The organism is Mesorhizobium sp. M7A.F.Ca.CA.002.05.1.1 (assembly GCF_003998335.1).
Taxonomy (GTDB): domain Bacteria; phylum Pseudomonadota; class Alphaproteobacteria; order Rhizobiales; family Rhizobiaceae; genus Mesorhizobium.
In genome coordinates, this window is record NZ_RZQI01000516.1 from 1 (window position 1) to 4,350 (window position 4,350).

Here is a 4,350-nt window from a genome sequence, read left to right on the forward strand (position 1 = left end):
CCGGCAAGCGGCTTGCCTTGGCCGAGCGCCAGGCCATAGGCGAAATTGCGCGACTGGGTGGACGAGCAGGTCAGCAGCAGGTCGCCAAGGCCGGACAGCCCCATCAGCGTTTCGGGCCTGGCGCCGAAGGCAGCGCCGATGCGGCGCAGCTCGACAAAGCCGCGCGTCACCATGGCGGCCTGGGCGCTGGCACCGAGACCCGCGCCAGTGACGGCACCTGCGGCAATGGCAAAGACGTTCTTCAAGGCGCCGCCGATCTCGACGCCGATCAGGTCGTCGTTCGAATAGCAGCGCAGGTTTTCGGCGGAAAAGCGGGCGGCGAGATCGGCGGCCAATGCCTCGTCGCGGGCAGCGACCACAACGGCCGTCGGCAGGCCGCGGGCGACGTCGGTGGCGAAGCTCGGACCCGACAGAGCGGCAACCGGATTGAGCGGCAGGATTTCTTCGACGATCGCCGACAGCAAGGCGCCGGTCTCGCTTTCGATGCCCTTGGCACACAGAACCAGCGGGACACCGGCCGGCATATGGTCCTTCGCTGCCGCCAGCGTAGTCCGCAGCGACTGGGCCGGCGTCACCGCCAGCACGCAGTCGGCACCGTCGAGCGCGGCCTGGATGTTGCTCGTCGCCACGATGCCGGGCTGGAGCGTAATGCCAGGCAGATAGCGTGGATTTTCGCCGCGGTCGATAGCGGCTACGGTGTCCGGGTCGCGCGCGTAAAGGCGGACGAAATGGCCGGCGCGCAGCATGGCCAAGGCCAAGGCAGTGCCCCAGGCCCCGCCGCCGAGCACGGCAACGCGCCAGCCGGTCGGCGCGGTGTCGTTGCCGCCCATTGCCCGCTCGTTCATGCCTTGGCTCCGCGCCGGCCGGAGCCGACCATCGGCGCCGAGATGCTATCCAGCGGCCAGCGCGAGCGCGGCACGAAATCGAAGCCGTTCTCATGCGCCATGCCGGCGCGCAGCCGCTCGACACCGGCCCAGGCGATCATCGCCGCATTGTCGGTGCAGAGCTTCAGCGGTGGTGCAATGAAGGTGAAGCCGGTCTCGGCACAGAGCCGCTCCAGCATGATCTTGATCGTGCGGTTGGCGGCGACACCACCGGCAACGACGAGGGCCGGGTTTTTCGTGCCGGGAAATGTCTCGCGAAAGCGCGTCAGCGCGCGGGAGACGCGGTCGGCCAGCGCATCGGCCACCGCTGCCTGGAACGAAGCGCAGATGTCGGCGACGTCCTGGTCGCTCAGCGGCGCAATGGCGCTCGCCGCCTGGCGCACGGCGGTCTTGAGGCCGGAGAAGGAGAAGTCGGGCTGCGCCGAGCCCTTCATCGGGCGCGGAAAGGCAAAGCGCGAGGCACTGCCGGCCTGTGCCGTCTTCTCGACATTCGGCCCGCCGGGATAGGGCAGGCCAAGCATCTTGGCCGTCTTGTCGAAGGCTTCGCCGAGCGCGTCGTCGATGGTCGTTGCCCAGCGCTGATAGTCGCCGACGCCGCGCACGGCGACGATTTGCGTATGGCCGCCGGAGACCAGCAGCAAGAGATAGGGAAAGTCGAGCCCGTCGGTCAGCCTTGCGGTCAGGGCATGGCCTTCGAGGTGGTTGATGGCGATCAGCGGCTTGTTCGCCGCAGCGGCAATCGCCTTGGCCGTCATCAGCCCGACGATCAGCCCGCCGACAAGGCCGGGGCCGGCGGTGGCGGCAATCGCGTCGATATCGGCGAGTGCCGTGCCCGAATCGGCAAACGCCGCTTCGATGATGCCGTCCAGCGCCTCGACATGGGCGCGCGCGGCGATTTCCGGCACGACGCCGCCGAAAGCGGCATGCTCCTCGATCTGGCTGAGCACGATGTTGGACAGGATTTTTGGCGCGGCGTCGCTGTCGATGGCCACCACGCTGGCGGCGGTCTCGTCACAACTCGTCTCTATGCCCAGCACGCGGATCAATTCGTCGCTGTCCCTAAAGATTGTATCATGGGGCTTTCCCCGTTAGGAGAACCCCGGAAAAGCCTCGCTTGCCGGGGGGTTATCACGGACTGCGCGCCATGCAAACAATCTTGAGAATCGGAACACGCGGCAGCCCGCTGGCGCTGGCACAGGCGCATGAGGCGCAGGCGCGGCTGATGGCCGCGCATGGCATGCCGGCGGAGGCGTTCGAGGTGGTCGTCATCTCGACCAGCGGCGACCGCATCCAGGACCGGCCGCTGTCGGAAGCCGGCGGCAAGGGCCTGTTCACCAAGGAGATCGAGGAGGCGCTGCTGGCGGGCCGGATCGACATCGCCGTGCATTCGTCGAAGGACATGCCGACGCAACTGCCCGACGGTCTCGAACTCTCGGCCTTCCTGCCGCGCGAGGATGCACGCGACGCCTTTGTCGGCAAGGCGGCGAAGACGATCGCCGAACTGCCGCGGGGGGCGAAAGTCGGCTCGTCGTCGCTGCGGCGGCAAGCGCTGATCCGCCGGATGCGGCCGGATCTCGACGTGGTGATGTTCCGCGGCAATGTGCAGACGCGGCTGCGCAAGCTCGAAGAAGGCGTCGCCGCCGGCACGATCCTGGCCTATGCCGGGCTGAAGCGGCTTGGGCTCGAGCAGGTCGTCACCGATCTGATACCGCTCGATGTCTTCCCGCCGGCGCCGGGGCAAGGCGCGATCGGCATCGAAACCCGTATCGGCGACCGCGATGTCGAAAAAATGCTGGCAGCCGTCCATGATGTGCCGACCGGCCAGGCGCTGGCCTGCGAGCGTGCCTTCCTGGCGGCGCTCGATGGCTCCTGCCGCACGCCGATCGCCGGCTATGCGGCGATCGAGGCCGGAAAACTGTCTTTTGCCGGGCTGATCATCTCGCCCGACGGCACGCAGTCGCACACGGTCGAGCTGCAGGGGCCGGCGCAAGACGCCGCCCGCATCGGCGGTGAAGCGGCCCGGAGCGTGCGCGCCAAGGCCGGCGAAAAGTTCTTCGACGGCTGGCTCTGAAATGCTTCGCGTCCTGGTGACCAGGCCGGAACCAGGTGCTTCGCGCACGGCGCATCGGCTTGAGGAGGCAGGTTTTCAGCCGGTTCTTTTGCCCCTGACCGAAACAAAGGCGTTGCCCGTCGCCGCCGGACTGATCCCGGACAATGCCGTCGCAGTGGCCGTCACCAGCGCCAATGCCATGCGTCATGCGCCGGAAGAAATCATCGCGACGCTCGCCGCCTTGCCTTGTCATGCGGTCGGCAAAAGGACGGCGCAAGCGGCGCGTCGAGCGGGGTTTTTGTCGGTCAGTGAAGGCCCGGGCGATGCGGAGGCGCTGGCCGACAGTCTCGCCGTCGATTTTTCTGGAAAGACGATTGTCTACCTCTGCGGACGCGTGCGTTTTCCGGCGTTCGAACAGAGGCTCGGGACGGCGGGCGTTCGGGTCCACGCCGTCGAGACTTATGACACGCTGACAATGGGGTATTCGGACGAAGTCATCCTCGAACGCCTGTCGGGGCAACCTGCCGACGCGGTGTTGCTCTATTCAGCCAAGGCGGCGGCGGCGATGCAGACCTTGGCAAGACGGCCCGCTCTGCGCGGTCTCTTCGAAAAAACGTGGGTTTTTGCGCTTTCCACGCGCATCGCCGCAGCCTTCGACGATGTCGCCAGCGAAAGGATCCGCATTGCCGCGCAGCCCGACGAGGAGGCACTGCTGGCGCTTTTGCAGGCGCCGCGCTGAGCCGCGTCATCACACCGCCCCTTTTCACCGCTTGGTGATGTGCTAGACCCTTTCTGAACCATCATGCGCCGCCAGGCGTTGAGACGAAGCGAATTGTGCGGAGCCCAGGCATGGTCAAGACGCCGAAGATGCGACACTCGAAAAGCCGCCGCGAGCCGGTGACCATCGATCTCGAGCCGGGCGCCGTCTCACGCATCGCCGACGAGGACGCCGCCACGCAGGAGGCCCGGACAGACGAGGCGAAGGCCGAGGAAGCAGCGAACGCTTCGCAACCCGAGGTTCCCGAAGAGCCGGTTCACGCCGACCAGACCGATCTCGAGCCCTGGGAGCATACCGACGCCCGGGCCGAACCGGAGCAGCCGTCGGCAGCGGCGACAAAGCCCGCTAGCGAGGCCGAGATCCCCTATCCCGGATCGTCCGACGAGCCCGGATCGTCCGACGAGCCCGGATCGTCCGATGCGCCGGCCGGCAAGACCAAAGCCTACGACTACAGTTTCGAGGACGCATCGGCGAAGCGCACGCAGACCGACGGCAACAAGGCGAAACCCGAGACACGGGACGAGAAAATGGCGCCACCCCTTGAAAAGCGCGGCGGCCTCAACGGCGTCGCCGCCGGCATCATCGGCGGCGTCATCGCGCTGGTCGGCGCCGGCGGGCTGCAATTTGCCGGCCTGCTT

The 4,350-nt window shown here is 67.2% G+C and carries 4 protein-coding genes and 1 pseudogene; 3 read left to right on the forward strand and 2 right to left on the reverse strand.

The features are described 5' to 3' along the window. The coding region (locus EN939_RS22850; protein WP_164751153.1) for an NAD(P)H-dependent glycerol-3-phosphate dehydrogenase at positions 1-845 on the reverse strand (845 nt) is incomplete at its 3' end. After that, positions 842-1,927 (reverse strand): tRNA (adenosine(37)-N6)-threonylcarbamoyltransferase complex transferase subunit TsaD, encoded by a 1,086-nt coding sequence (gene tsaD / locus EN939_RS22855; RefSeq protein WP_206528321.1) that lies wholly within the window; start codon positions 1,925-1,927, stop codon positions 842-844. The genes tsaD and EN939_RS22850, both read right to left, overlap by 4 nt. A 101-nt stretch (positions 1,928-2,028) precedes the next feature. Here tsaD and hemC point away from each other — a divergent pair, with 101 nt between their 5' ends. The 3 genes and pseudogenes from hemC to EN939_RS22870 form a co-directional block, all read left to right on the forward strand. Continuing rightward, complete coding sequence (gene hemC / locus EN939_RS22860) at positions 2,029-2,955, forward strand: hydroxymethylbilane synthase (protein ID WP_127269866.1); 927 nt, start codon at positions 2,029-2,031, stop codon at positions 2,953-2,955. Position 2,956: 1 nt separating this feature from the next. Then, complete coding sequence (locus EN939_RS22865) at positions 2,957-3,673, forward strand: uroporphyrinogen-III synthase (RefSeq protein WP_127269868.1); 717 nt, start codon at positions 2,957-2,959, stop codon at positions 3,671-3,673. 110 nt (positions 3,674-3,783) lie between these two features. Next, positions 3,784-4,350, forward strand: a pseudogene (locus tag EN939_RS22870) (COG4223 family protein); the annotation flags it as partial.

Excerpts from the sequence above, each read along its gene's own strand:
- EN939_RS22865 (WP_127269868.1), top strand. The coding sequence starts at position 2,957 with ATGCTTCGCGTCCTGGTGACCAGGCCGGAACCAGGTGCTTCGCGCACG.
- hemC (WP_127269866.1), top strand. The coding sequence starts at position 2,029 with ATGCAAACAATCTTGAGAATCGGAACACGCGGCAGCCCGCTGGCGCTG.